A 21153-nucleotide genomic window follows, 5' to 3' on the forward strand; every position below is an offset into this window, starting at 1 on the left:
GCACGCGTGTTCGATGTCAAGGTGCATCGGCGTCGGCGTCCTCCTCAATCAACCAAGCTCGGCCCTTCTCATCGGCGCAGGCCGCCAGCGCCCAAGTCCTCACCGCCGTCGCGCGCTCGGCATCGCCGCACTCGTTGAGCGCGTCGATGAACTGCGACGCCGCGATCGCCCACTGTTCGTCGGGATCGTCGATGCCGAGCAGCACGGCGGCTGCGAAATGCGACACCGACTGCGGCCAGCGGTTCAGATTCGCGTAGGCGGCCGCAAGATCCGAATGCAGGCCCGCGGCCGTAGGAAAGCGATCCAAGCCGGCGCGCAAGAGATGTTCCTCGCGCTCGTCGTTGCCGAGCTCAAGGCAGAGCGACGCCATCAACTGCACGCCTTCGGGTCCGAGCTCGCCGCTCGCATCGAGCGGTTCGAGCATGGACAGCGCGCGCCGCAACTCAATGCGCTGTTCGGCCGACCACGGTCCATCCGCGCCGCCGTTTGCGATGATGACGTTGAAGTAGATCTCGTGTGCTTGCTCGACGACGTCGCGGTCCATCAGTTCTTTCCGGGTAGCGGTCGACATCGCTTTTGAGGCGGTCGATTTTAGTCGACCGGCGAACCCGAAAGGTTCGCCGGTTCGAATCCAAGCCTGAATGAAATCACGCGCCGACCGCGGCGAACTGCTCCATCATATAGGCCTCGATCACGTCGCCCTCTTTCAAGTCGTTGAAGTTCTCCACCGAGAGGCCGCACTCGTATCCGGCGGCCACTTCGCGCGCGTCATCCTTGAAGCGTTTGAGCGAACCCAGCTTGCCGTCGTAGATGACGACGCTGTCGCGAAGGACGCGCACGCGCGAGTCGCGCGTGACCTTGCCGTCTTTCACGTACGCGCCGGCGATCGTGCCGACTTTGCTGACCTTGAATATCTTGCGCACTTCCACTTGACCGAGCACCACTTCCCGCTCTTGCGGCTTGAGCATGCCCGTCATCGCAGCCTTGACTTCATCGATGACGTTGTAGATGACCTCGTACAAGCGGACGTCGACGCCCTCTTGTTCGGCCTTGCGCGCGATGGTGGCGTCGGGCCGGATGTTGAAGCCGATGATGATCGCGCTCGACGCGCTTGCCAACATGACGTCCGATTCGTTGATGCCGCCGACGCCCGTATGGATAACGCGCGTGCGCACTTCTTCGTTGGTGAGCCCGTCTAGCTGCGAACGCAAGGCCTCGACCGAGCCTTGGGCATCGGCCTTGATGATGAGGTTGAGGTCCCTGACGCCGCCCTCTTTGGCTTGCGCCAAGAAGCCGTCGAGAGTGACCGGGCGCCGCGCCGTGGCCATGCGCTGCTCGCGCTTGCGCTGCGACCGCTTGGCCGCCAGCTCGCGCGCATCGCGCTCGTCGGAAACGACTTCAAGCACGTCGCCCGCAGCCGGCACGTCTGACAAACCCATGATCTCCGCCGCGATCGACGGACCGGCGCGCTTGATGGCCGTACCCGCGTCGTCGAAAAGCGCACGAACCCTACCAAACGTCGCGCCGACCACTGCGATGTCGCCCACGCGCAATGTGCCGTTTTTCACAAGCACGGTGGCCACCGGGCCGCGCGTCTTATCCAATTGCGCTTCGATGATGACGCCGGACGCGCGACGATTCTTATTGGCCTTCAGTTCTTGCAGGTCGGCATTGAGCAACACCATTTCGAGCAGTTCGTCGATGCCGGTCTTCAGTTTCGCCGACACCGGAATGAACTGCGTGTTGCCGCCCCAATCTTCGGGTGTCAGGCCGAGTTCGGAGAGCTGCTGCTTCACGCGGTCGACGTTCGCGTTGGGCTTGTCGATTTTGTTGACCGCGACCACGATCGGCACGCCGGCCGCTTTCGCGTGGTTCATGGCTTCGATCGTCTGCGGCATGACGCCGTCGTCCGCCGCCACCACGAGAATCGCGACGTCGGTCACCTTCGCGCCGCGCGCGCGCATTTCGGTGAACGCTTCGTGGCCCGGCGTGTCGATGAACGTGACTTTGCGGTCGTTCGTCTCCACCGTATAGGCACCGATGCGCTGCGTGATGCCGCCGGCTTCGCCCGCTGCGACTTTGGTGGAGCGGATCGCATCGAGCAGCGACGTCTTTCCGTGGTCCACGTGACCGAGCACCGTGACGACCGGCGGACGCGTGGTGAGCGAACCCGGCGGATCGGCTTCGGTGAGGATCTCGACGGTCTCTTCGTCGGCTTCTTTGACGAGCGCGTTGAAGCCAAAGCGTCGTGCGACTTGCGCGGCGACGTCGGACGGCACGTGCTGATTGATGGTGGCCATCGTGCCCATCTTGATGAGTTGGCCGATGACTTGACCCGCGGGAACGCTCATCGCCGAAGCGAGCTGCTGCACTGTGAGAAGGTCGGGGATCTCGAGATCTTTGAGGACCGTGGGCTCGACCATGGGCCCAGGCGCCGACTTGTGCCTCGGCTGCGATTTCTTGAGAAGCTCTTCGCGCTGACGCTCTTTGCGATCGCGCTCCAATTCCTCGCGCGTCTTCTTGCGGCCGCCGGGTTGCGGACCGCTGCTGGGCGCACCGGGTTGCTGCACGCCGGGGGTACCGGGTCGACCCGGCATAGGCCGCCCCGCAACGCCGGGTCCATTCGCAGGCCGGCCGGGCATCGGACGGCCTTGCATGCCCGGACCGCCGGGCCGCGGCTGAAATCCGACGCCGCCGGTTCGCACGGCGCCGGCGCCCGGCCGCTGCTGAATCGGAGCGGTGATGGGTAGTTTTGGCACGGTCGGAATCGGCGCGGTGGGATCGGCAGAAGCCGCCGGAATAATTTTCGGATGATGCGCCGGACGAACGGTAGCCTGTCGTTTCGGCGCGGTGGTGGCGACGGCGCGCAATCGCGGCACCGGCGCATGAACGGCTTCGCTCGCGGCCGGCGCCGGGCGCGCTTGCTCGACAGCTGCGGTCTCGGTCTTCGGCTCGACGGCCGGAATATCGATCTTCGGCAATGGCCGGACTGGCTCGACGACTGCGGATTCGGCAGCCTTCACATCCGGCAACGGCCGCGCTTGCTCGACCGCGGCCCCATTTGCGGCAACGGATTTTTTGACCGCCGGCTTGTGCGTCTTCGCGGTCTGCGCGAGATCGCCGACCAGCACACCGCGGACGATGCGGGCCCGATGCTCGTCGATCACGCTCATGTGCGTGGACGCTCGAATCCCCACTTTGCTCAGCAGGGTGATCGTGTCTTTGCTCGACAAGTTGAGCTCTTTCGCGAGCTCGTGAACGCGTACCATTGCCAAAACTAGACTATTTCCTCATTCTTCCGATTAGACGCGACATCGTCGTGCGACGCCCCAAGTTGGTCGGCATCCTTGACTTCGGCCAAACCCCGAAATCTCTTGTTCTTCCTTACCTTATCCCGACAGGCCGCAGAACATAAATATGCCCCACGCCCCGGCGCCCGCGCGGCAGGGTCAGCCCGCCATCCGCCTTCTGACAGGTGGACGAAGCGTACCAACGACTTCTTTGGAAACCGGGCGCGGCAACCGACGCACTGTCGGAACGGCACGTGCGGGGAAGGGCCCTGGGGAGCGGAATTCGGCACCTGTCCTGATTATTCGCCACGGGGGTGCGGCCGACCTGGGACGGCCTGCGCATCCATCGCGCACTTCCATGCGTATACCAACTAGCAACTAGACCGATACCGACATCTTGTATAAGAAGGAATCCAATGCACTTCACGCACCCCGTCCGCACGCTTTTCGCCGGCCTCATCGTCGCCCAGCTCGTCCTGATCACTGGCTGCATGAGTCTTGCCGACACGTCGACCGCGAAACCCGCGCAGCCGGGTTCCGGAGAGACGGTCGTCCTTGCAGGAGGTTGTTTCTGGGGCATGGAGGCGGTATTTGAAAAGCTGAAGGGCGTCTCAAATGTCGTGGCGGGATACTCGGGCGGCGACGCGGCGACGGCCCATTACGATATGGTGAGCACCGGCACGACCGGTCATGCAGAATCCGTCGAAGTGACGTTCGATCCGAAACAAGTCTCGTTCAACCAATTGCTCGCGGTGTATTTTCTCGTCGCGCACGATCCGACGGAACTGGATCGGCAAGGCCCCGATGACGGCACGCAGTACCGCTCGGAGATCTACTATACGACCACCGCGCAAAAGAACGCCGCAGAATCGTACATCAAATCGCTCACAGATCAGAAGACGTTTAGCGATAAGATCGTCACGCTGGTCGCGCCGTTACACGCTTTCTATCCCGCCGAAGATTACCATCAACATTTCGTCGATCGAAACTCCTACTACCCGTACGTCGTGATCAACGATCTGCCGAAGCTCGTCGCACTCAAACACAAATTCCCGGATATGGTCAAGCAATAACTCGCGCATCGTAGGAGGGCAACCGTACTAGGGCAAGCGGCGCTTGCCCCGTTTTTTTGCGTCGACTCCGCTTACCCTATTTTTTCGCATTAATATCGCGGATGCGCTGAGATTATAGAGGAGCTGCATCGAGCGAATTGGGCCTTGTCAATATCCGCGCCTCCGGCGTACACTTGGTTGTATCCCATGCTTGCAACGGAGGAACCATGGCCAGATTCACTCAGTTCGTCGTGCCTGCCGCCGCCGCGCTCGTCCTAGCCGTCGCGCCGCAGAGCGCGAACGCGCAATCGATGCAGTCTAACGTCGCGGCCGGCGTACCCACGCGCGCCGATGTGCGCGATCTTGGTGCTGCGAAGCAAACGCAAACGGTCAAGCTCGCGCTGACGCTGCATTATCGCCACGAAGGCGAGCTCTCACAGCTCGTCGAGGCCCAAGCGGATCCGTCGTCCGGATATTACGGACACTTCCTCAACAACCAGCAGTTCAACGCCTACTTCGCGCCGTCGCAGTCCGACTACACGCGACTCGCGCAACAGCTTCAGCGCGCCGGATTCCGGGTCGTCGGCACGTACGACAACCGGACGGTGCTCGATGTCGCCGGTCCTGCAAAGGCTGTCGATAGCTACTTCGACACCGAGATCCACTCCGTGTACCAATCGGGCTACGGCTTGCGCTACGCCAACGCGCGGCCCGCCATCATGCCCGCCGAGTTGCAGAATGAGCTCGTCGCGATCTCAGGCTTCGACAACATCAACAAGGCGCGCTATCAGTATCTCCGCGGCCGCCGGCAGCCGGTCACGCCCGACAACGTCGGCGGCATGCTGCACGGACCCGACGGTGGGTTCGGCCCTGTTGCACTCGCGACCGGTTTCGACTTTCCGGTGCAGCACGGATTCGATGGCACCGGACATGCGGTTGCCAACGTCGCGGGCACTGTGAAGAATTCGGACATCAAAGGGTTTGTGAGTTTCTTCGGTGAGACGCGCACGGGAACGATCCACCGCAAGATCATCGAGGGCAACGGGCAATGGAGCTCCGGCGATCCGGCTGTCATCGAGGCGACGCTGGATGTGGAGACCATGGGTTCGCTGGCGCCCGGAGCCGACGTGTACCTTTACATCCTTGAAAACCCGGTCGACCAACCGGGAGAGGACGCCTACAACGCGATCGTCTCCGACAACAAGGTCGATATCGTGAACTCCAGCTTTGGCGTTTGCGAGACCGACGACCAACCGTACGCGAAGTCCGCAAATCATATCGCCACGCAGGGCGCAGCCAAAGGCATCACGTTTAGCGCATCATCTGGCGACGGCGGATCCTCAGAATGCGGCAACCCGAACGATCAACTCGCACCTGGAGTTGAACCGCATTTCGTCTCGGTCGGAGGCACGTCGCTTTTCGTGAACTCGCATGCCAAATACCAATCCGAAAGCGTTTGGAACGGTTCGGGCGGCGGCGTATCGGCGTTCGTGCCCATTCCGAGTTACCAAAAAGGCGTGTCCGGACTTGCTTCCAGCACGAATCGAAACGTGCCCGACATCGCCTTCCCCGCAGATCCAAACACCGGCTTCTCGTTCTTCTTCGGCGGTTCATTCGAAGGACCCATCGGAGGAACGTCGTGGTCGTCGCCCACCTATTGCGCGCTGCAAGTGACGATCAATCAGAAAGACGGCAAGCGCTTTGGCTGGGTCAACAAGAAGATCTACAAGGCTTTTGCCGCCAACGGCTACACGGTGTTCCACGACATCACCACCGGCTCAAACGGCAATTTCAACGGCAAACCAGGCTACGACAACGCGACCGGGATCGGCTCGATCAAGGGCTTCAAATTCGCCGGCGTCGAGTAAACAAAAAGCACCCAGGGGCAACCGTACTAGGGCAAGCATCGCTTGCCCTATTTTTTTCCTTTCCTTATCCGTAGTAGGAGGCAACTGTACTAGGGCAAGCACCGCTTGCCCGCGATTTCAATCTTCGTTATGCGCGAGCCAAATTGAGACCACATGACCATCATGAAAAACAATCGTTGAGAAATCGAAGTAGCCGTGAGTATCTCCTGCATGAACCACGGACTTAGCAAGGTTTAGGAATTGACGGCGATCCGTCGGCCGGGTGATATCAGAGAGTGGCACTTTCAAGGCCGCGACAACTTGCTTGGGAGTGTCGCCAAGGCGAAGGCCACGAACGGTCGACACGTGTGAAAGATCACGGCTCGGTAACTTCACAGGCGGAGTGCCAATATAGAGAATCATTTCCGGCCCGCCGTCGAAGCCCGCCGCAATGTGGTGAGCGTAATCGTATATCCACCTTGACCCAGAACAGGCGGTGTCCGCTTTCATCCCGTTAAACGCAAGTCTTTCGGTAAAGTGATCTTCGATCACCATCGGCTGCCTTTGGCGGTCGGATGGGCCCGCAATTTCTTGTGCCGACTGTGCCCATGCCGCAAGCTCATCGTGTGCTTTCGCCGGCCCGAGCACCAATGCGGCGACGGCGCAGAAACCGACGATGAAGCTTATAAGAGTGCGAGTTCTTGCCAACAAATCGTACCGACCTTTGTGCTCACGTCGCCGTTAGCCGATATGATCTAATGCTTTGGTTGGCCCAAAAACGTCAGCGTCTTGATCACCGCCCGATAGGCGGCGATGTCGCTGTCGGACGCACGCTGCTTCGGCGGCGGATCCAACGATACGATGAAGTAATAATCGATCGTGTGGCCAGGATTTACGTAGGAGACATACTCATCGGCCCGTTTCAGGCCGTATATCTTTGCATAAACAGTGCCGCCTGGGTATTCGGCGGAGAAGTCGGAGAACTTGATGTCCGGCGTCGCCGTCTTGTAACGCGCCATGTCGGTGGTAAGATCGCGGCCGACGTCGTCGCCGAAATCTTTGGGAAGAATCGAAACGCGGATGATCACTCCGTCTTGGCCGAATTTTTGACCTATCGGCAGAAAATATACATTTGACCCGATCTCGTCGCTATGCTCAGTATAGCCGGTCCAGCCGTCCGGCTCATGGGCGCCGAACATCCAGCCCTTGCCATACGCGAGAAGCGAATGCATATCGCTGGGGATGGGCGAAGGTTCTGGGGTTGGTGCGAGCAAGACCGCCGCCGCGACCACCGCACTCTGCAATATCATAAACATACGATGCCATTTGACGCGCGCGCCGAGGGTTCCCACGGAGCAAGGCCTTGAGACTTTTTCGTTTGGCGTTGTCTTCGGCGTTAATAGCGTCTGCGCTGGTTGTTGCCGGATGCACGAGCGTTCGAACTCCCCCACTGGCTCAGCTATCTTCGCCTATCCCGCTTTTGCCATGGGACTACGAGTCGTATGTGCTATTCACGGATCCGTGTTACGCGCCCGTGATCTCCGAGGCGATCAAAACATTCGGTGAAGTACCGCCAGGTGTTTCGCACACTTGGCCCGGGCTGTATAAGGCCTCCATGTCTCGCGGAGACATCACGGTGCTCTTTCCGCAAACGGCTCGCGGTGTTGACTGCGCCAAAATCGGCGTTCTCTCGATCATACCAGTAAAGTATGCGTCGCCGCTGACGATCAATCTCCCGGATTTCGACGCTCGGACGATAACCATCTACCCGTCCAACGTCGACAGGAGCGCATTCATAAAGGTCACCGACAAGTTTGGACGATCGTTCTCGAAAAAACTCGTGCTTCGACCATTCGGATTTGAGGTGGACTACCACCAACACATGCTGGTGATCGTAGCTCACGGCTCAATGCGGTTCGGCACCGACTTCCAAACCTCAATCGAGCGTGGCGACAGGACCACCTATTTCGTGACCTTTAGACCCTACCTGTTGATAGAGGGACCGGTCTACGACGACTAGGCCGTGAGGCGTAGCGTTATTCCGCGATCTCCGGCTCGGCGTCGGGAGTGGCCTCTTCTTCCTCTACCTCGTCTTCGCCAAGCGTCATCCGCTGCAGTTCCTGAAGTTTGCGGATGAGCTCTTCGTCTTGCGCGAGCATTTCGGCGGTGAGTTCCACGCCGCTCTCCTCGGCTGCGACTTCGGCCATGGCCGCGAGTTCCTCGCGCTCCTTGTCCTCGTCGACCCGCTGCGACATGACTTCCGCCCACTGCTCTTCGTTGTGGATGTCGATGCGCCAGCCGGTGAGCCGCGCGGCAAGCCGGACGTTCTGACCTTCTTTGCCGATCGCAAGCGACAATTGATAGTCGGGCACGACCGCCTCCGCCAAGTGCTCGCGCTCGTTGAGATGCACCGAAATCACTTTGGCGGGCGCCAACGCATTGGCCACGTAGGTGGCCGGATCGGGCGACCATTGGATGACGTCGATCTTCTCGCCGCGCAGCTCTTCGCCGATGTTGTTCACGCGAGATGAACGCGGCCCTAGGCACGCACCGACTGCGTCGATGTCCTCTTCATTCGTCCACACCGAGATCTTCGAACGGGCGCCAGGCTCGCGCGCGACGTCCTTCACTTCGACAATGCCCTGCGAGACTTCGGGAATTTCTTGCTCGAAGAGGCGCCGGACGACATTGGGATGGATGCGCGACAGTATGATCTGCGGACCGCGATTCGTCTTGCGGACTTCCATGACGTACGCGCGGACGCGTTCGTTGATGCGAAACGACTCGTGGGCCACTTGCTCGGACACGGGCAAGATGGCCTCGGCCTTTCCCAGGTCGACGAACATGTTGCGCTGCTCGTAGCGCAAGACTTGACCGCCGACCAGCTCGTCGAGCCGGTCGTTGTATTCGTCGAAGACCATGTCGCGTTCGGCCTCGCGGATGCGCTGCACGATGACCTGCTTGGCCGTCTGCGCCGCGATGCGCCCGAATTCTTTCGGCGTGATCTCGACGTCGAAGTTCTCTCCGGCCGCTTTTCCGCCGGCGTCGGCGACCGAGATCTCGATCGCGGGATCGGTGACTTCCGCCACGACGGTGCGCCGGGCGAACACGCGATACGCGCCGTTCTCCCGGTCGACGATCACTACCGGATTGCCGACGGCTTCAGCTTCGCGAACGAAGTTGCGCTTGTATGCCGAGACGAGCGCGGCTTCGAGCGCTTCCATCAGCACTTCGGCCGATAGGTTGCGGTCGCGTTCGAGCTCTTTCAGTGCGGCGATGAGTTCCGGATTTGCCACTGACGGCGTCGCGACGCCGGCCGGCGCCGAACCGTCGGCGTTCTTCTTGACTGTTTTTCTTACTGCCATAACGTCTCTCGTTAACGTTGAAAGGAGCGGGCGTCAACCCACTCCTCTCTGAGGAACACTATGGAAATGTTAGCATATTCGGGAGTCTCGCGCAAGGGGGTGGGCTTCGGCTGAAATGCGATCACAGGGCAACCTGGCGCCCGCCCGCAACACCTCTGCCGATGAGCACGACAAATCCAGAGCATCTCGGCAGAACCGCGCGGTTCATCAGACTGCTCAAAGAGATCGATGAAAAGCGGGCGGTCTCGAAGGCTCGATTGCACGAGATCCTCACCACCTCGTCGGAAGCGACATTCAAACGAGTCAAAGCAGAATTGCGCGAAGCCGGATATCCACTTTCATACAACAGCAAGGATAAACTCTATCACGTTTCGGCACGAGCCGCGCTCTCGCGGCCGAAGCTCGATCCGCGCAGCCGCGCGCAACTCGCGCTGGTGAGGACCGCGATCGCGGGTCTTGGCGCGCCCTACGTCGCCGCGCTCGGTGAAGTGCTCGACATCCTCGATGCCCGGATCGCCATCGAAGATCCGGAAGCCGCTGCAACGCTCTCGTCGCGACGGCCTCAGCCGCGCGCGGATCGCGCGTTTTACGAACGGCTCGATAACGTGGACACGGCGATCCGCGAAAGCCGGCTCATACAATTCGACTACACCCACACCGCGGGCGGCGCCACCGACCCGCGCTGGGCGAAGCCCCTTGCGATGCACGATCACGACGGGCGCATCTACTGCTGGGCGATCGTCGAAGGCGAAGACCGCCCGAAGCTGTTCGCGCTGGACCGCATGGGAGACGTCGAACTGCTCGAACCGTTCGATCCAGACAGTAGATGGAAGCTCGACGACGATCTGCGCTACAGCTTTGGCATCATGATCGGCCGGGACGCACCGCAAAAAGTGGCGATCGACATCGACGCAAGAGCCGCGGCGAACGTGCGCGCCCGGCGCTGGCCCGCTGAGACGGCTTGCGAAACACTTTCCGGCGGCACCCTGCGCATGACGTTTGAAGTCACGATGACCGAAGAGCTGATCTCGTGGGTCTTGGGTTTTGGCGGGCTCGCTACGGTCGTAGAGCCGTCGAGCGTGGCAGATGAGGTGCGAAGCCGCGCTGCAGCTATGGCATCACAACACGCGCGATAGGTTCAGGATGACCAGCGCGCCGGTGACCACGGTTGCCGCTCCGACGACGATGGCAAGCCATGGCGCCGAATGGTATTGGTCACGTTTAAGCTCGATATCGACCACGACGAAGCGCCACGATCCCAGCGCGCCGAGCGCGACGCCCAGCGCCGCGAAGGCGATGCCCAAACGGTGACCGGACATCACTGCCCACGGTCCGACGCTGACCTGGGTTCCCGGCATGGCGTGCGCGAGCACCGCGAACTTTGCGATGACAAATCCGAACGCCATCAGCGACAGCGACGTCCGCACGTAGGCGAGAAACGTCCGCTCGTTGGCCAGATGATCGGTGACGCGCAGATTCATGATGGTGGAAGCTTGATTGGGACGTCCGTCTTTGGTATTCCTCGGCGGCTGCGGCCGCAAACTCGACGTCTGCACACTGCAAGGACGTCGGCCGAGCGCGGTGGAAACCCATCGGACGTGGCGGTGGAGTCCGCCCGGCAGCGATGCAAAACTGCTCCGATGTGGGAGCCGATGACTCCTGACCGCGCTCTTAGAGCGCCAGGAGAATCATATGCACGCTGTATTTGACGTGTCCGCGCTTCAGAACATGTGGCTCATCGCCGCGATCTGGATGGCGCTGGCGTTCCTCGGTTCGCTCATCTCGATCCGATTCGGCATAGCGGCCGCCCTGATCGAGATCATGCTCGGCATCCTCGCGGGAAACTTCATCGCCTTACGATCCAACGTCTGGATCGATTTCATCGCGGGCTTCGGCAGCATCATGCTCACGTTTCTCGCGGGCGCCGAGATCAATCCTACGAATTTCAAGCGCCAGTGGCGCCCTGCCGTCTCAATCGGGCTCTTGTCTTTCGGCGCGCCCTTTCTTTGCGCGATGGTTTACGCTTACTTCTTCGCGCATTGGGACGCCAACGCTGCAAAGATCGCGGGCATCGCGATGTCCACAACGTCGGTGGCCGTTGTCTATGCGGTCATGATCGAATCGGGACTCGCGGGCACGGAGTTCGGCCAACTCATTTTGGCCGCGTGCTTCATCACCGATCTCGGCACCGTAGTGGCTCTCGGACTGCTCTTCGCGAACGTCAACGCGTGGCTCGCGATCTTCCTAGGCGTGAGCATCGCGGTGATCGCGTTCGCTCCGCGGTTCGTTCCGAATCTCTACGTTCGGCTTGGCGATCGTGTCAGCGAACCCGGCGCCCGCTTCCTCTTCCTCATCATCTTCATGCTCAGCGGCCTCGCCACGATGGCCAATAGCGAAGGCGTTCTGCCAGCCTACTTCCTCGGCTTTTCGTGCGCCGGCTTTCTGTTGAGCCACACCGAGTTTTCGCGCGGCCTGAGGCGCACGACCATGAGCCTGCTAACACCGTTTTATTTCATCAAGGCGGGTACGTTCGTGTCGCTGACGCAAGCGGCGACGGCGATCTGGGCGATCTTGGCGTTCTTTCTCGTCAAGGTCGTGGCGAAAATAATTGCCGTCTATCCAGCAGCCCGGGCGATGCGCTATAAGACGAGCGACGCCGCCTACCTCACGCTTATGATGGCGACCGGTCTGACGTTCGGCACGATCTCGAGCCTCTACGGACTGATGCACGGCTACATCACGCAGGGGCAGTACACGACGCTCGTCACCGTCGTCATCTTGACCGCGATCGTGCCTACGCTGATCGCGCAGCGTCACTTCCCGCCGAGTCAGGAAGTGCAAGAAGCGGAGTCCGGAGGTCTGGCAGAGATCGAGGTCCGACTTTCGAAGGCGGCGCCTCCCGGCTAGTCCCACAGGACTCCGGCACATGGCCGAGAATCGGCGCGCGTATGAACGATCCGGCCGCGCGCCGTAATCCGCGGCGCTTCGCTTATTGGCTGCTCGCGATCCCTATCGTCGCGACTTTGTGGCCTCCGCTCTACGCGCACGCCGACCCTGAGATCGCCGGCATTCCATTTTTCTATTGGTATCAATTCATCTGGGTCGTGCTGAGCAGCGTCGTCACCGTAACCGTCTATCTGCTCACGCGCGAGGATAAGACGTGATCCTGTGGACCGCGGTCGCGGTCTTCCTCGCGCTCTTCATCCTCGTCAGCGTGATGGGCTTCATGGCCACACGCTGGCGGCCGAGCAATCTCGACGACATCCACGAATGGGCGCTCGCCGGCCGCGGCTTCGGCACGTTCACCTCGTGGTTCTTGATCGGCGGCGATATCTACACCGCCTACACGTTCATCGCTGTGCCGGCGTTGGTCTACGGTGCCGGCGCCCTCGGCTTCTTCGCGCTGCCCTACACAACGATCGTCTATCCGATCGTCTTCGTCTTCGCGCCGCGCTTTTGGCTCGTCGCGAAGCACCGCGGCTATATCACGTACGCCGATTTCGCGCGCGAGCGCTTCGACAGCCGCAGCCTCGCCTTTGCGGTGGCATTCACGGGCATTTTGGCCACCATGCCGTACATCGCGCTGCAGCTCGTCGGCATGCAAGTCGTGATCGCCGGACTCGGCTTCACCGGCCAGGGTCTGTTAGGCGACCTGCCGGTCATCGTGGCGTTTGCCATTCTCGCGATCTACACATATCGGGGAGGCCTCCGCGCGCCGGCTATGGTCGCATTCGTCAAGGATGCGCTTATCTACATCACCATCATCGGCGCGTCGATCGTGCTGGTCTCAAAACTCGGCGGCTTCGCGCACATCTTCCAAACCGCAAGCGCGGTCTTGGCACAACGGCCAAAGCCCGGTACGATCATCTTGCCCCCGCAAAGCTTTACGGCGTATGCCACGCTCTCGCTCGGTTCGGGCCTCGCGTTGTTCATGTACCCGCACGCGATCACCGGCGTGCTGAGCGCGAAGAACACGACCGTCATCAAGCGGAACATGGCTCTCATTCCGGCCTACAGCGTTTTGCTCGGCCTCAACGCGCTGTTCGGATTCATGGCGATCGCCGCCGGCGTTCACGCCGCAAGCCCGAACGCCGCGGTGCCGCTGCTGTTCGTGAAGATGTTCCCGCAGTGGTTCGTGGGGATGTCGTTCGCCGCCATCGCGATCGGCGCGCTTGTCCCGGCTGCCATCATGTCCATCGCGGCAGCCAATCTCTTCACGCGATCGATCTACAAGGAATACATCAAACCGGCATGCTCCGGTCCGGAGGAGACGCGCGTCGCACGTTACGTCTCGCTTGCGGTCAAGGCGGGCGCGCTGCTGTTCGTGCTCTTGCTGCCCACACAATTCGCCATCTACTTTCAGTTGCTCGCCGGTGCGTGGATCCTTCAGACGCTGCCGACGATCCTCATCGGCCTCTACACGCGCAGGCTTCACCGGCGCGCGCTATTCGTCGGTTGGCTGGCCGGCATGATAACCGCGACGTGGATGGGCATCGTCACTGGCTACACGCCGACGATCACGCTGCACCTCGGCGGCTTCTCGCTGGCTGGGTACATCGGCCTATTCGCGCTCACGCTCAACCTCATCGTGACGATTGTGGGCACTTTCATATGCGATGGTCTTGGCGTCGGCCGGGGCCAGGATGCGACGAGCCCGACGGACTATTTAGATGACACGGGAGTAGCATCGCGAACAGTCGTTCGCAAGTTATCCGTGACTTGAATCACTAATTTAGGGTATTATTAGAGAATAACGGCGCTCATGGCGTCAGTACCTATTTTCTTACCATTCGAAGGCGGCTCCATGGACGGTAGACGTCATCGCGGCACACGCGGTTTCAGCGTAGTCGAGGCCTTGATCGGCATAACTCTTTTCGCCATGGCGCTCATGGCGTTCTTTGCAATTTTCCCATATTCGCTTGCCACCACTTCTCACGACGACGAATACCTTCAGGCGATATCGGCGGGGCAAGAGTATTTGGATTCGCTTCGCTCTGCGGTCGAGCAATCGAAGCCGCTCCCGGGTTCGCCAAATCCGCCGATAAGAATCGACGGCGGCTTCTCGGTTCTGGGCAACGGCGTGCGGAACGCTTCGCCGGGTAACTTCACGATCAAAGGCGGCTGTACTTTGGTTACGGGCTACACGCGTCTTGAATTGTGCACCTCCACGGTCCAGTGGACCGAGGCCGGCCTTACTCGCACTTATCAGGTCCAATCGTATGCGACACAGCAAGTCTCGTAGCGCGCGCCTCGCGCGCGGCTTCACCATCGCCGAGATGTTGACGGTAACAGTGCTCTTCGGCCTGCTCCTCACCACCATCGCAGCCGTCATTCCAGCAGTGCTTCGTTCGCCCACGCAGATGCAGGCGCAAGTCGACGAAGTCGACGCAGGCGCGCTGGCGCTTTATAAGGTGCAGCGCGACGCCCGCCAAGGCGATGTCAACGGTGTATTCAATTGCAGCACTGCGCCGGTCGTGATCTGCGTACAACAAACGGGTTCCACGCCGATGAACACGCAAGCTCTTGTCATCGCAGGCGACAACGGAACGACACAGTTCGTGAACAATGTCGGACAACCCAAATGGCAAGGCTATGTCGTCTACTGGCTGGCGCCGAGCGCTGCCGGCGTCGGAATGGATCTGATGCGTACGTTCGAGTTAATCAATATTCCAATCATAGGCGGTGTGCCGCAATTTTCTGCGAGCGACGCTGCGACTTGTGTGAATACCGCGATCGCGCAGGCGTCGCCGTCGGTTGCGGCTCCCGACGTTCGTCAACTCTTGTCAAGCGTGACGCCCGCCAATGGGATAATCGCATTGCAGATGGTCGCCGGCGTGAACCGCGGCGACGTCACCGGCATCAATCTGCAGGGTAATACCTATGCTCGCAACTAGAGCGGCCGGCGCGGCGCGCGGCGTCGTGATGCTGATCGTCATAATCCTTGTGGCGCTTTTGATCATCATCGCGCTCTTGCTGGCGTCCGGAGCGTTCAATGCCGAAACGGCCGTTGAGGCGGTAGCCGCTAAGTATCGCGTGCTCAACTCCGCCGAAGGCGGCGTCAACGCCGCGCTGAACAACCTCGCCGAAGATCCTTACGCTACGCCGACATGCTATCCCGGTACGCTCAACAATATGGTCTATACTGGGTGCATCGTTTCAAACAATCTTCAACGCTCCTCGCCTGCGCCGGTATTGGATCCCGCCACCGGCGACCAGATCAACGTCCCCAAGAATTCCGCGTACCTATACGGCGAGTCGTCGGTCGGCGGTGGCCGAAAGGTTTACATCGAGGCTATCGCCAGTCTCGCCCCGCCCCTCACGCTTCCAAACGGCGCCATTAATGCCGTCGGTTCGGTCAACGATCTTGCGCCGGAGACGATCGCCGCCGATCCACAAGCGATGTCCCCGGACGCCAACGTCAACGCCAACGCCGACATCGACGTGAGCAGTCTGCCAAGTTCCGTGAGCGGCACCACCTCGGCCGTCGGGACCGACAACCTGCCGGGTACCGGCGACAAGACCAATTCCGGCGCGAACAGCGTGGCATTTCCGAATGCTGTGCAGTTGCAACAGGCGGCACAGAACGCTCAATCGTTGGCACGCGCGGGTTCGCATTTCACCGGCGCGTCGCTAAGCTCGGGCTCCGGCGGCACTGTCACCGGCAATGCGTTCATCGACGGGGATCTTCTGCTTAGCGCCGGCACCGTCACTCTCACCGGTGGCTCCTACGTCTATATCAACGGCAACCTCTGCGTCACGGGCTCCGGCACACTCGCTAATCTCAACACCGGTCAGAATATCGTCGTCGTGTCGGGGATGGTTTCGGTCCAATCGTCGGGCTCGTTCATGACGGCCGCTCAGCAGAATTCGCTGCTGCTGGTCATGGGTCCCGATTCGGGACAGCCAGGCGCTTGTGGGACCACCTACGCAGTCGACCTTGAGTCTGGCGCCGGCGCCGCACCAATCGGCACGATCTTCGCCGGGTCCGGTTCGCTTTACGTCGGAGGGTCATCTGCTCTTAGTGGGGCACTAGACTCCACCAACAACATCTATATTGGTGGAAACCCCGCCTCCAGTTTCACATACGACGCCACTCAAGCGCAGACAACGCTCACCACAGGCACGCTCACGTACACCGCCTACAACGAGTACTAGCGCCATGGCCCTCGCAAAAAATTCGTTGACGGCTTCTGCCGAACCGACCTACACACTCGACGTCGCACTCGAAGGGTTGGCCTCGGCCGGCTATCGTGCGGACGCCGCGACCTGGGCGCGCTTCGTCGACGCCGGACTTTTGCGCCGCTCCACCGGGCCGTCGCCGCATCTCATCTTGATCGGCGTCGCCGATCTCAAAAGATTTCGCGCCATCCTCGATCTCGAACTTCGCCTCGGACAACCGGCATCGCTCGAGAGACTGGCATTTTATCTGTGCGCTACCGGAATGGCCGATGTCCCTGCGACAAAAGTACTCGACTTCATCGAAGCGGGCGTGGCCGCGTTCTTCTCCGCAAGCGAGTGCGAATTGCGCGCGCTGCCGAACGTGCCCGTGCAGATCGGCCTCGACGGCGAACGCGCGCTTGCCAAGCGTCTCGCTGCAAAATTGTTGGAGACGTGCGCTCAGATCGGGCGCAACGATCGCGCCGCCTTGGCTTTCCTCGCCGAGATCGGATGTACGCTGTTCTTGCGAGCAACCTGGCGCAACCGCACGTCTGGCCGCGGTCCGGTGCCTCGCATCGTCACAGATGTGATGCTCGATCCGGAGAGCCTCTACATCTCACCCATGAGCGCCGGGAGGCCGCTAAAATCGACGGCCGCTGAGAGGCTCTTGCCTCCGGCCATGAATATCGCGCACGTGATAGCCGAGCTGCGCCAATCGCTGTTGTTCCGCGCCGCCGATATCATCGCCGCCGCTTCGGATTCCGCGACGGTCGCCGATCGCGTTTGCCCGGGTTTGGCAGGGCCTCAGGCGCCGACGCTCTTGCAGACGCTCGTGCCGCTCCTCGCCGCGGCTTTCGCGCGCATGCGCGCGAGCGGACGGCCGCATATGTGCGAACGCATCGCAAAATCGGCGTGGTCCGAGCCGGAAGCCATGCGCCAAGCGCTGTTGACCCACTGGTCGTAACCTGACCCGATTATTCGATTGTGATAGGACGGCAAGCCGTACTAGGGTGAGCAGCGCTCACCCATTTTTTGGGCAAGCGATGCTTGTCCTAGTACAGGTCACCCTCCTACGGCGAATCATTGGTCGAGGACGAAGATGAGCTCTTCAGTCGTTGGGGTGCCGGCACGTTTGAAGCCGCATTTTTCCAATACGCGAATGGAACCCATGTTGTCTTTCCCAGCGCGCGCATAGATCGGCCGCTCCTTCACCTCAAGTAGATACTCCGCGAGCGCTTTCGTGGCGATGCCTTTTCCCCAATGCCGCTTGTCAATCCAATAGCTGATTTCAGCATAGCCGAAGCGCTGAAAGCTCGAAATGCATCCGACCACTTCTCCGTCAACGACGATGCGTCGTTTTTCGATCGTAGTCATTTTCTCTTGAAGTCTGCACTCGCATCGTAGATCAGGTTAGCGCGCTTGATCGCCGCGAGCGGCACCGGCGTGGCTCCGGCATGCGGATCATCGATGACGACCGCGATCTCATCGGCGGTCACGATGGGTCCGCTGAACTCCACACGGTTCCCTACGGGCTGCGAGGTCACGATCTTCGCCTTGCGGCCGGCAAAGCGGCGGAAATGTGATGCGGTGAAAAGCGGCCTGTCCAATCCGGCCGACGCCACCTCGAGATCGTAATCCGGTGCCGGGTCTGACAGCGCGTCGATGCGCATCGCGATGGACTTGCTCACCGCTTCGCAGAGCTCGGTCGACACGCCGCCCTCGCGGTCGAGCATGATTCGAAGTGAATAGCCGCCGCGCTCGCGCACGACGAGCCGCCTCACGAGCTCGACGCCTGCGAAGTCCGCGACGACGATCTCGACGATGGTCTCGATGCGTTGACGGTCGTCTCGCATAACGTTCACGTTCGTCCTCCAGCCTCACAGCTTCGCGATGCGGATCACAGCGTCGCCAAGCGCCGCGCGGACCGCGCGGGCGATGGGCACCGCCGCCTCCGTGTCGCCGTGGATGCATAGCGTGTCGATGTCGCCGCGCTGCGCGAGCCGGACGGCCTGCCGTGCGGCAAGCTCCGGGTCGTCGAACACCGCGCCGGGCAATGCGCGGGCGCGTAAAGTGCCATCGGTCTCGTACGCTCGATCGCAGAACCCCTCAGCCGCCACTTGCAAACCGGCGGCGCGCCCTGCATCGAGCAGCAGCGATCCGGCCAGGCCCACCAGCACGAGCGAAGCATTGAACGTCGCCACAGCGCCGGCGACCGCGGTCGCTATAGACCAGTCGACGGCAGCATCGTTGTACAGCGCTCCGTGCGGCTTCACATGTCTTAATGATACGTCGCACGTATTCGCAATTTCGCGAAATGCGGTCAACTGACCGATCAGTGCGGCAGCTGCGTCGCCAGGTGATTGCGCGCGCGACCGGCGGCCGAAGTTCGCGCGGTCCGCGTACGACGGATGCGCTCCGACCGATACGCCTCGCGCGGCCGCCGCGAGAACCGTGGCTTCCATTGACGCCGCGTCGCCGGCGTGGCCGCCGCACGCGACGTTGGCGGAAGTGACGAGCGCGAGCAACTCCTCGTCGGAGGCGCGGCCCCTCGGGCCAGGCAGCTCGCCCATATCGCAATTGAGATCGATGTGCGACGCCGGCTTCATCCCTCGACTCCTTCGAAAAAACCCTGCGTCAGGCGCTCCGCAAAGCCGTTGTCGCGCACGGTCGAGGCTTGCGGACCGGCGCCGGTTCCGGATAGCGAGCTGACCCGCTCTGCCAACGCCGCCTCAGACTCTTCTACGCTGACCATCTCGAAGCGCACCCGCGCGCCGGGCCGCAGCTGCGCGACAATGGGCAGATCGGCGTAGATGACGCACGCGGCGACGGCGTAGCCGCCTGTCGTCTGGTGCTCGACGAGCAGCACCATCGGAGCTCCGTCGCTTGCGATCTGCACGCAGCCAGCCGTCACGCCGAACGAAACGATGTCCGACGGCGCGCCGGCCGACCCGTCGCGTCCGCCGTCCAGCATCATCGCCTGGCGGGATGAACGTGCGCTGACCGTATACGTGTTGGAAAGCAGCGACGGCGTGAGGCGGCCGTCAAGTCCGGGCAACACCCGCAGCAATGCGTCGGTCGGCAGTCGCAGACTCGGGAGCCGTCGCCCCACAAGCGAAGCGGTCCGCTTCGCGTCGGGGCCAAGTTCGAACTCGTCGCCTCGCTCGAGAATGCGGCCGCCGAATCCGGAAGTCACGTCGGTGCTCGAACTTCCGAACACCTCGGGCACGCGCAAGCCGCCGTCTAACGCGATGTAGGACCTCAACCCTCGCCGCGCCGCTCCGACCACGATCAAGCTGCCCGCCGGCGCGGCGTGCGCCACCCAGGGCTCGCAGACGCGCTCGCCGATCGCGAGCGGCGCATCCGCCCCGCTCACCGCCACGATGGCATCGGACGAAATCTTCAACGTCGTGCCGGAAAGAGTCGTCTCGATCAGCGCTCGGCCGTCGTCATTGCCAACGAGCCTGTTGGCGGCGCGCGCCGAATACCAATCCGCAGCACCGCACGGCGACACGCCCATCCAGCCTGCGCCGCGACGGCCAAGATCCTGCACGCACGTGAGCATGCCGGCTTCGATAGCGCGCACCGTGCGGCGCGAGGTGAGCCCGTTCTCCACCTTGTTCTTCACGCGATGTCCGCGATCGCATCGGCGAGCCGGTCTCTCGGCTCGAAAATAACGGTGTCGCCGGGGCGCATCAGCGCGGCCGGATCGCGCTCGGGATCGAAGAGCGTGGCGGCAGTGAGCCCCAGGAGCCGCCAGCCGCCGCTTGCAGTTCGCGGATAGACGCCGCACTGTCCGGCAGCGATCGCGACGCTGCCGGCAGGCACGCGCGGACGGGGCGACGTCAAGCGGCGTGCGCCGGCAAACGCTTCAGGCAGACCCAACAAATACGGAAAACCCGCGAGAAAGCCCAAGAACGCGACCCGGTATTCCGGTTGACAGATCAAATCGCGCATGCGCCTCTCGCGCATGCCGAGGTCGTGCGCCGTCTGTTCGAAGTCGATGCCGTTTTGGCCGCCGAAACAAACGCCGAGCGTGATGCGTCGCGCGCGCGGCTGCCGGATTTCCTCCGGTGGCGAAAAATCGATCGCGACCTGGTTCACGGCCTCGCTGACGAGCATTAGTTGCCGCGCCGGCGAAGTCGTCAACGGATCGAATCGCACGAACACCGACCTATACGCCGGCACCACGTCGTGTGCCGCGCTTCCAAGTGCTAAGCGCAATGAGCCGGCTAGCTCCATCGCCTTCACCGCGAGGTCTGCGTTGTCGCCGTCGCCGAGGTCGACCAAGACTCCCAAGTCCCCCAGCGGTCTGAACGAAGTTGTCATCACGATGCGCAGCGTTTCGCCCAGCGGCACCATACTTCCTAACGCATCGGCCGCGCGGCGCATGACCGTCCGTTCAATGCGCAATGGCCGGCGCCAAGTAATTACGCTCACCCGC

The 21153-nt window shown here is 61.6% G+C and carries 22 protein-coding genes; 11 read left to right on the top strand and 11 right to left on the bottom strand.

The features are described from left to right. Positions 1-16: 16 nt before the first annotated feature. Entirely contained in the window at positions 17-544 is a 528-nt protein-coding gene (locus tag VII69_06465) for a hypothetical protein (GenBank protein ID HEY5094736.1), read from the bottom strand. A gap of 103 nt (positions 545-647) precedes the next feature. After that, positions 648-3269: a translation initiation factor IF-2 gene (gene infB / locus VII69_06470; protein HEY5094737.1), complete on the bottom strand. Its 2622-nt coding sequence runs from the start codon at positions 3267-3269 to the stop codon at positions 648-650. 437 nt (positions 3270-3706) lie between these two features. Between infB and msrA the strand changes: the two genes are divergently transcribed. Together msrA and VII69_06480 are read left to right on the top strand one after the other, a co-directional pair. Next, positions 3707-4363, top strand: a complete 657-nt coding sequence (msrA, locus tag VII69_06475) for a peptide-methionine (S)-S-oxide reductase MsrA (protein HEY5094738.1) — start codon at positions 3707-3709, stop codon at positions 4361-4363. 206 nt (positions 4364-4569) lie between these two features. After that, on the top strand, positions 4570-6210 hold the full coding sequence (locus tag VII69_06480) for a S53 family peptidase (protein ID HEY5094739.1): 1641 nt from the start codon (positions 4570-4572) through the stop codon (positions 6208-6210). Positions 6211-6327: 117 nt separating this feature from the next. Here the strand turns inward: VII69_06480 and VII69_06485 are convergent, their stop codons facing one another. Next, positions 6328-6900, bottom strand: coding sequence for a hypothetical protein (locus VII69_06485; GenBank protein HEY5094740.1), 573 nt, complete (start codon positions 6898-6900; stop codon positions 6328-6330). 44 nt (positions 6901-6944) lie between these two features. Next, positions 6945-7505, bottom strand: a complete 561-nt coding sequence (locus tag VII69_06490) for a hypothetical protein (GenBank protein HEY5094741.1) — start codon at positions 7503-7505, stop codon at positions 6945-6947. Between the two features lie 299 nt (positions 7506-7804). Between VII69_06490 and VII69_06495 the strand changes: the two genes are divergently transcribed. After that, positions 7805-8209, top strand: coding sequence for a hypothetical protein (locus tag VII69_06495; protein HEY5094742.1), 405 nt, complete (start codon positions 7805-7807; stop codon positions 8207-8209). Between the two features lie 16 nt (positions 8210-8225). Here VII69_06495 and nusA read toward each other — a convergent pair whose 3' ends face one another. After that, on the bottom strand, positions 8226-9554 hold the full coding sequence (nusA, locus tag VII69_06500) for a transcription termination factor NusA (protein ID HEY5094743.1): 1329 nt from the start codon (positions 9552-9554) through the stop codon (positions 8226-8228). 161 nt (positions 9555-9715) lie between these two features. Here nusA and VII69_06505 point away from each other — a divergent pair, with 161 nt between their 5' ends. Continuing rightward, entirely contained in the window at positions 9716-10690 is a 975-nt protein-coding gene (locus VII69_06505; GenBank protein HEY5094744.1) for a WYL domain-containing protein, read from the top strand. Here the strand turns inward: VII69_06505 and VII69_06510 are convergent. Further along, a complete protein-coding gene (locus VII69_06510) occupies positions 10673-11035 on the bottom strand; it encodes a DUF202 domain-containing protein (GenBank protein HEY5094745.1) in 363 nt (120 codons plus the stop codon). The genes VII69_06505 and VII69_06510 overlap by 18 nt on opposite strands. 211 nt (positions 11036-11246) lie before the next feature. Between VII69_06510 and VII69_06515 the strand changes: the two genes are divergently transcribed. From VII69_06515 to VII69_06545, 7 genes are all read left to right on the top strand, one after another. Then, positions 11247-12461, top strand: a complete 1215-nt coding sequence (locus VII69_06515; protein HEY5094746.1) for a cation:proton antiporter — start codon at positions 11247-11249, stop codon at positions 12459-12461. 41 nt (positions 12462-12502) lie between these two features. Next, a complete protein-coding gene (locus VII69_06520) occupies positions 12503-12718 on the top strand; it encodes a DUF3311 domain-containing protein (protein ID HEY5094747.1) in 216 nt (71 codons plus the stop codon). Beyond that, positions 12715-14277 carry a sodium:solute symporter gene (locus VII69_06525; GenBank protein HEY5094748.1) on the top strand — a complete coding sequence of 521 codons (1563 nt, stop codon included), beginning with the start codon at positions 12715-12717 and terminating at the stop codon, positions 14275-14277. Before VII69_06520 ends, VII69_06525 begins: the two co-directional genes overlap by 4 nt. Positions 14278-14358: 81 nt before the next feature. Further along, positions 14359-14796 (top strand): hypothetical protein, encoded by a 438-nt coding sequence (locus tag VII69_06530; protein HEY5094749.1) that lies wholly within the window; start codon positions 14359-14361, stop codon positions 14794-14796. After that, on the top strand, positions 14774-15448 hold the full coding sequence (locus VII69_06535; protein HEY5094750.1) for a hypothetical protein: 675 nt from the start codon (positions 14774-14776) through the stop codon (positions 15446-15448). The genes VII69_06530 and VII69_06535 overlap by 23 nt, the downstream gene beginning before the upstream one ends. After that, positions 15435-16709 (top strand): hypothetical protein, encoded by a 1275-nt coding sequence (locus VII69_06540; GenBank protein ID HEY5094751.1) that lies wholly within the window; start codon positions 15435-15437, stop codon positions 16707-16709. The genes VII69_06535 and VII69_06540 overlap by 14 nt, the downstream gene beginning before the upstream one ends. Positions 16710-16713: 4 nt before the next feature. Then, positions 16714-17676, top strand: coding sequence for a hypothetical protein (locus VII69_06545; GenBank protein HEY5094752.1), 963 nt, complete (start codon positions 16714-16716; stop codon positions 17674-17676). A gap of 116 nt (positions 17677-17792) precedes the next feature. On the opposite strand, the gene VII69_06550 is transcribed toward VII69_06545, so the two are convergent. The 5 genes from VII69_06550 to VII69_06570 are packed head-to-tail and all read right to left on the bottom strand — an operon-like array spanning position 17793 to position 21101. Continuing rightward, a complete protein-coding gene (locus tag VII69_06550; GenBank protein HEY5094753.1) occupies positions 17793-18086 on the bottom strand; it encodes a GNAT family N-acetyltransferase in 294 nt (97 codons plus the stop codon). Then, positions 18083-18565: a ribosome maturation factor RimP gene (gene rimP, locus VII69_06555; GenBank protein ID HEY5094754.1), complete on the bottom strand. Its 483-nt coding sequence runs from the start codon at positions 18563-18565 to the stop codon at positions 18083-18085. Before rimP ends, VII69_06550 begins: the two co-directional genes overlap by 4 nt. A gap of 24 nt (positions 18566-18589) precedes the next feature. Continuing rightward, the gene (locus tag VII69_06560) at positions 18590-19318 is read right to left on the bottom strand and encodes a 5-oxoprolinase subunit PxpA (GenBank protein HEY5094755.1); all 729 of its coding nucleotides are present in this window, start codon (positions 19316-19318) and stop codon (positions 18590-18592) included. Continuing rightward, complete coding sequence (locus VII69_06565; protein ID HEY5094756.1) at positions 19315-20337, bottom strand: biotin-dependent carboxyltransferase family protein; 1023 nt, start codon at positions 20335-20337, stop codon at positions 19315-19317. The genes VII69_06560 and VII69_06565 overlap by 4 nt, the downstream gene beginning before the upstream one ends. Then, positions 20334-21101: an allophanate hydrolase subunit 1 gene (locus VII69_06570; protein HEY5094757.1), complete on the bottom strand. Its 768-nt coding sequence runs from the start codon at positions 21099-21101 to the stop codon at positions 20334-20336. The genes VII69_06565 and VII69_06570 overlap by 4 nt, the downstream gene beginning before the upstream one ends. Between the last annotated feature and the right edge of the window lie 52 nt (positions 21102-21153).

The organism is Candidatus Eremiobacteraceae bacterium, assembly GCA_036511855.1.
Classification (GTDB): domain Bacteria; phylum Vulcanimicrobiota; class Vulcanimicrobiia; order Eremiobacterales; family Eremiobacteraceae; genus JABCYQ01.

Excerpts from the sequence above, each read along its gene's own strand:
- rimP (HEY5094754.1), bottom strand. The coding sequence starts at position 18,565 with ATGCGAGACGACCGTCAACGCATCGAGACCATCGTCGAGATCGTCGTC.
- VII69_06505 (HEY5094744.1), top strand. The coding sequence starts at position 9,716 with ATGAGCACGACAAATCCAGAGCATCTCGGCAGAACCGCGCGGTTCATC.
- VII69_06480 (HEY5094739.1), top strand. The coding sequence starts at position 4,570 with ATGGCCAGATTCACTCAGTTCGTCGTGCCTGCCGCCGCCGCGCTCGTC.
- VII69_06495 (HEY5094742.1), top strand. The coding sequence starts at position 7,805 with ATGTCTCGCGGAGACATCACGGTGCTCTTTCCGCAAACGGCTCGCGGT.
- VII69_06465 (HEY5094736.1), bottom strand. The coding sequence starts at position 544 with ATGGACCGCGACGTCGTCGAGCAAGCACACGAGATCTACTTCAACGTC.
- VII69_06545 (HEY5094752.1), top strand. The coding sequence starts at position 16,714 with ATGGCCCTCGCAAAAAATTCGTTGACGGCTTCTGCCGAACCGACCTAC.
- VII69_06510 (HEY5094745.1), bottom strand. The coding sequence starts at position 11,035 with ATGAATCTGCGCGTCACCGATCATCTGGCCAACGAGCGGACGTTTCTC.
- VII69_06540 (HEY5094751.1), top strand. The coding sequence starts at position 15,435 with ATGCTCGCAACTAGAGCGGCCGGCGCGGCGCGCGGCGTCGTGATGCTG.
- VII69_06530 (HEY5094749.1), top strand. The coding sequence starts at position 14,359 with ATGGACGGTAGACGTCATCGCGGCACACGCGGTTTCAGCGTAGTCGAG.
- msrA (HEY5094738.1), top strand. The coding sequence starts at position 3,707 with ATGCACTTCACGCACCCCGTCCGCACGCTTTTCGCCGGCCTCATCGTC.
- VII69_06490 (HEY5094741.1), bottom strand. The coding sequence starts at position 7,505 with ATGTTTATGATATTGCAGAGTGCGGTGGTCGCGGCGGCGGTCTTGCTC.
- VII69_06560 (HEY5094755.1), bottom strand. The coding sequence starts at position 19,318 with ATGAAGCCGGCGTCGCACATCGATCTCAATTGCGATATGGGCGAGCTG.
- VII69_06570 (HEY5094757.1), bottom strand. The coding sequence starts at position 21,101 with ATGCGCCGCGCGGCCGATGCGTTAGGAAGTATGGTGCCGCTGGGCGAA.
- nusA (HEY5094743.1), bottom strand. The coding sequence starts at position 9,554 with ATGGCAGTAAGAAAAACAGTCAAGAAGAACGCCGACGGTTCGGCGCCG.
- VII69_06535 (HEY5094750.1), top strand. The coding sequence starts at position 14,774 with ATGCGACACAGCAAGTCTCGTAGCGCGCGCCTCGCGCGCGGCTTCACC.
- VII69_06520 (HEY5094747.1), top strand. The coding sequence starts at position 12,503 with ATGAACGATCCGGCCGCGCGCCGTAATCCGCGGCGCTTCGCTTATTGG.
- infB (HEY5094737.1), bottom strand. The coding sequence starts at position 3,269 with ATGGTACGCGTTCACGAGCTCGCGAAAGAGCTCAACTTGTCGAGCAAA.
- VII69_06550 (HEY5094753.1), bottom strand. The coding sequence starts at position 18,086 with ATGACTACGATCGAAAAACGACGCATCGTCGTTGACGGAGAAGTGGTC.
- VII69_06515 (HEY5094746.1), top strand. The coding sequence starts at position 11,247 with ATGCACGCTGTATTTGACGTGTCCGCGCTTCAGAACATGTGGCTCATC.